General features: G+C 65.2%; 5 protein-coding genes. 1 reads left to right on the top strand and 4 read right to left on the bottom strand.

Translation table 11 applies throughout. The features are described from left to right. Positions 1 to 196: 196 nt before the first annotated feature. Positions 197 to 1,459: an alpha-hydroxyketone-type quorum-sensing autoinducer synthase gene (cqsA, locus tag AC1DSN_RS19595; protein WP_063572143.1), complete on the top strand. Its 1,263-nt coding sequence runs from the start codon at positions 197 to 199 to the stop codon at positions 1,457 to 1,459. Positions 1,460 to 1,487: 28 nt separating this feature from the next. Here cqsA and AC1DSN_RS19590 read toward each other — a convergent pair whose 3' ends face one another. The 4 genes from AC1DSN_RS19590 to cspE form a co-directional block, all read right to left on the bottom strand. Next, the gene (locus AC1DSN_RS19590) at positions 1,488 to 1,793 is read right to left on the bottom strand and encodes an Mpo1-like protein (RefSeq protein WP_063572144.1); all 306 of its coding nucleotides are present in this window, start codon (positions 1,791 to 1,793) and stop codon (positions 1,488 to 1,490) included. Positions 1,794 to 1,806: 13 nt separating this feature from the next. After that, on the bottom strand, positions 1,807 to 2,676 hold the full coding sequence (locus AC1DSN_RS19585; RefSeq protein WP_063572145.1) for a pirin family protein: 870 nt from the start codon (positions 2,674 to 2,676) through the stop codon (positions 1,807 to 1,809). Positions 2,677 to 2,753: 77 nt separating this feature from the next. After that, the gene (locus AC1DSN_RS19580; RefSeq protein WP_477332351.1) at positions 2,754 to 3,632 is read right to left on the bottom strand and encodes an alpha/beta hydrolase family protein; all 879 of its coding nucleotides are present in this window, start codon (positions 3,630 to 3,632) and stop codon (positions 2,754 to 2,756) included. Positions 3,633 to 3,716: 84 nt separating this feature from the next. Beyond that, complete coding sequence (gene cspE, locus AC1DSN_RS19575) at positions 3,717 to 3,920, bottom strand: transcription antiterminator/RNA stability regulator CspE (RefSeq protein ID WP_046967384.1); 204 nt, start codon at positions 3,918 to 3,920, stop codon at positions 3,717 to 3,719. Positions 3,921 to 3,988: the final 68 nt, after the last annotated feature.

The raw sequence follows: 3,988 nt of genomic DNA, 5'->3' as shown, positions 1-3,988 counted from the left end.
GTCCCACGGTCGTTCCGACGCGTGGGCGCCACGACGTCTCTCTTGGTAATGGCACGAGGCCGGCATCCGTACGCGGATTCCGTAGGACGCCTCTCTCATCTTCATGCGTCTGCCTGGGCGAGGCAGACGTGCGTGCGTCATCCGCAGGGATGTCGCCGTGGATATCGCCCATCCCCCTTGCCAGAGAGAGATAGTCATGGAAAACGTTTCCGTCCTGCATCGCATTGCCAAAGCACCGACGCTTCCTGAATTCGTTCAACGCAGGGTCGACAAATTTCACAACGAACGGGTTGCCATCGACTGGGGCGGCCGTCACATTTTGCGGGGCCGGCAATCGACGGATGCCGACCTGATGCTCCAGAGCAACGATTACCTGGCCATCGCAGGGCATCCCGCTATCGTCGAAGCACAGCGCGAGGCGCTGGCCAGCGGCGGCCTCGGCATGATGATGTCGGCGCTGTTCCAACAGCACGCGGATGACCCGCTGCATCGTGTCGAGGGTGAGCTCGCCCGTGCGGTCGGCAGCGAGGACGGCATCCTCGCCCAGTCCGGCTTTGCCGCCAACGTGGGACTTATTCAATCGATCGCGGGTGAGCGCGTACCCGTCTACGTGGACATGCTGGCCCACGCTTCGCTGTGGGAAGGCATTCGCAGCGCCGGTGCCAGGGCGGTCTCCGTCCTCCACAACGACATGACCCACCTCGAGCGACAGGTGATGCGAAATGGCCCCGGCGTCATCGTCGTCGACGCCGTATACAGCACCAACGGCAGCGTGGCGCCCCTGGTCGAGATTGCCCGCGTCGCCCATGAGCACGGCTGCGTACTGGTCGTCGACGAGTCCCATTCCCTGGGTACGCATGGCGTGCGTGGCGAAGGCCTGGTGGCCAGCCTCGGCCTCAATCACCGCGTCCACTTCATCACCGCCAGCCTGGCCAAGGCGTATTGCTCGCGCGCCGGCTTCATCGCCTGCACCACGGCGTTCAAGGACTACTTCGGCTGCGAGGCCCTCCCGGCGATCTTCAGTTCCTCCCTGTTGCCCCATGAACTGGCCGGTCTTTCCGCTTCGCATCGGGTCATCCAGTCGGAGGGCTGGCGTCGCCAGCGCCTGAGGCAGGTCACGCGACGCGTGCGCAGCGAGCTGACCGAACTGGGCTATCCCATCGCCGACGGCACCGAGCAGATCGTCGCGTTCGAAGCCGGCGTGGAGATCCTTACCGGGCGCGTGCGCGACGTCATGGAACACCACGGCGTGTTCGGTTCGGTGTTCAGTGCGCCTGCCACCACGGCCAACCGCTCATTGCTGCGCCTGACCCTGAATGCAGGCATGAGCGACGCCGATGTGGAGCGCCTGATCGACGTGTGCCGCGTGGCACGCGATGCCCTGGACCTGCCTGCATGGAGTGCCACGCGCCGGTTGTCTCGAGAGGCGGCCCGATCACTGTCGACCGAAGTGGCCTGACCTCAGGCGCGGGCGCATCCCTTTGCACTCAGTGCAACGAGACGCGCCCGCGCAGGATGTCCCAGAACATCGCCCAGTCACCCATCAAGCTATACAGGGGATGCTTGAAGGTGGCGGGGCGATTCTTCTCGAAGACGAAATGCCCCACCCATGCGAAGCCGTAGCCGCCGACCAGCGCCAGCCCTAACCAGCGCAGCTGGCCGGTGGCGACGAGCATCGCCAGCGCCGCCAGCACGACCCAGCTTCCGGCGAAATGCAGGCGCCGGCAGCGGACGTCGGCGTGCTCGCCCAGGTAGTAGGGATAGAAGTCGCGGAAACTGGCAAAGCGTGCCATCACGAAGCTCCGTTCAATACGTGGGCAGGGGAATCCGCTCGTACGCATCGCCGGGAACGATCGGAAAACGACCTTCCGACCACTCCACCTTGGCCGCCTCGATCAACGCCGGCGAACTCGCGACGAAATTCCACCACAGATGGCGCTCGCCATCGAGTGGTGCGCCGCCGAACAGCATGATCAGGGAAGGCTCGCGAGCCGTGAGCACGGGAGGCTCGCCGTCGACGGCCACGCCCATATCCAACGCACCGAGCTCGAGGTCGCCAAAGCGCGCGGCTCCTTCGACCACATAAGCGCCCCACTCTGCATGCTGCTCCGGCATGGTCAGCGTCGCTCCCGCCTCGAGACGCGCTTCGACGAAGAACATCGGCGCGTAGACGTGCACGGGAGACGTTACGCCGAAGGCATCGCCGGCAATAACAACCAGCCTGGCGCCATCACGCGTCACCCTCGGCAGCGTGTCGGCGCCGTGGTGGTGGAACTCGGGATCGATGCGCTCGTGGGATTTAGGCAGGGCCACCCACACCTGGATGCCGTGCAGGTTCTGCCCATGGTGACGCTCGTCCGGCGGCGTGCGTTCGGAGTGCACGATCCCACGCCCCGCCGTCATCCAGTTCACGTCACCCGGATGGATATCGACGGCGCTGCCCAGACTGTCGCGGTGGCGGATCGCGCCGGCGAACAGCCAGGTGACCGTGGCCAGCCCGATGTGCGGGTGCGGGCGCACGTCCATGCCGGTGTCTTCGCCAAAGGCGGCCGGGCCCATCTGGTCGAAGAAGACGAACGGACCGACGTGCCTGGCCTTCAGGTGCGGAAGCATGCGCCGCACGACAAACCCGCCACCGAGATCGCGCTGCTTACCGTCGATGGGGACCGTGGTCATGGTGACGTCTCTTCGCTGGCCGGAGGTAAGCAAGCGTAGCCGATGCACCGTGGGCGACGCTTGTTTCCGTCCACGGGCTAGTGGGCGCGCATCCATCCGGCAACGCGACGCGCTATATCCGTCGGCACCTTCATCCAGGCGAAATGGTCCGCAGGCACGCCGGCGATATCTTCCGGTGCGATCACCTCGACGCGCCGCGGCGCCTCCGGCATCTTGCCGAGCAGAAAATCCAGCGATGCTTCGGGACCGAACCAGTCGTCGCGCAGACGCAACGCGAGAACGGGGCGGTGTTGTCGGCGCAACGCCGCTTCCAGATCCATGTCGATGCCTCGACCGGCGTAGCGTCCGGTGCGACCTGTACGTGTCCAGTCACTGATAACGCCTCGCGCTTCGTTGCCGCCGAAACCTACCCGGCGGCCCGGCAGTCGGCCCACCAGGTTGGCAAGCAGTGGCGCGGCGACCAGCGCCAGTCCGACCCACAGTTTGAAACAGCGCCAATAGGGGGATCCGCTACCAATCAGAACCAGGCCAGCCAACGGGTGCGGGGTGGTCGCGGCAAGCAGGGTCGCCATTTGTCCGCCCAGGCTGTGTCCGCCGACGTAGAGCGGCACGTCCGGGATCGCCGCGCGCAGGGCGTTCAGACTGGTCGGCAGGTCGTCGGTGAGGAGTTCGCGGTAACCCCAGTTGGCGCGTCGGCTGGCTCGGCGATCGCTGGATCCGATGCCACGCCACTCGTGCACCGCAACGGCGATGCCCTGGGCAGCGAGGGCCACGGCGAGGGGTTCGTAATGACGGGCGGCCACGCCGAGTGCGGGCACCCAGAGCAAGGTGGCGAATGCGTCCCCATCGGGGCGATGAAGGACCAGATCGGCGAAAGCGCCGTCGGCCGTATGCAACCCGATCGCCTCGCACGGAGGGCGTTCCAGGGTGGCGGTTATTTCGGGATGATCAGTCATGCAGCCAAAAGCCCCCTCGGAGCGCGAGCACCGAGAGGGCTGAAGTCTTGCAAGAACGAGCGGCGTTAGCCAGCCCGAACAGAGTTACTTCGGATTGACGTTGTCCGCCTGCGGGCCCTTCTGGCCCTGGGTCACGGTGTACTCAACCTTCTGACCTTCCTGCAGCGACTTGAAGCCGTTGCCCTGGATCGAACGGAAATGGACGAACACGTCCGGGCCGCCCTCATCCTGAGTGATGAAGCCAAAGCCCTTTGCATCGTTGAACCACTTAACAGTACCAGTTGCCATCACACACACCTCTATCCAACACTCGAAAACCCGGCTCGCGAGCCGGCGACTTACTGGGAATGCAGGAC

This window comes from Luteibacter sp. P4_D7_3, assembly GCF_056401735.1.
The sequence above is the reverse complement of the archived record's forward strand: the minus strand, read 5'-3'. Positions and strand labels throughout refer to the sequence as shown.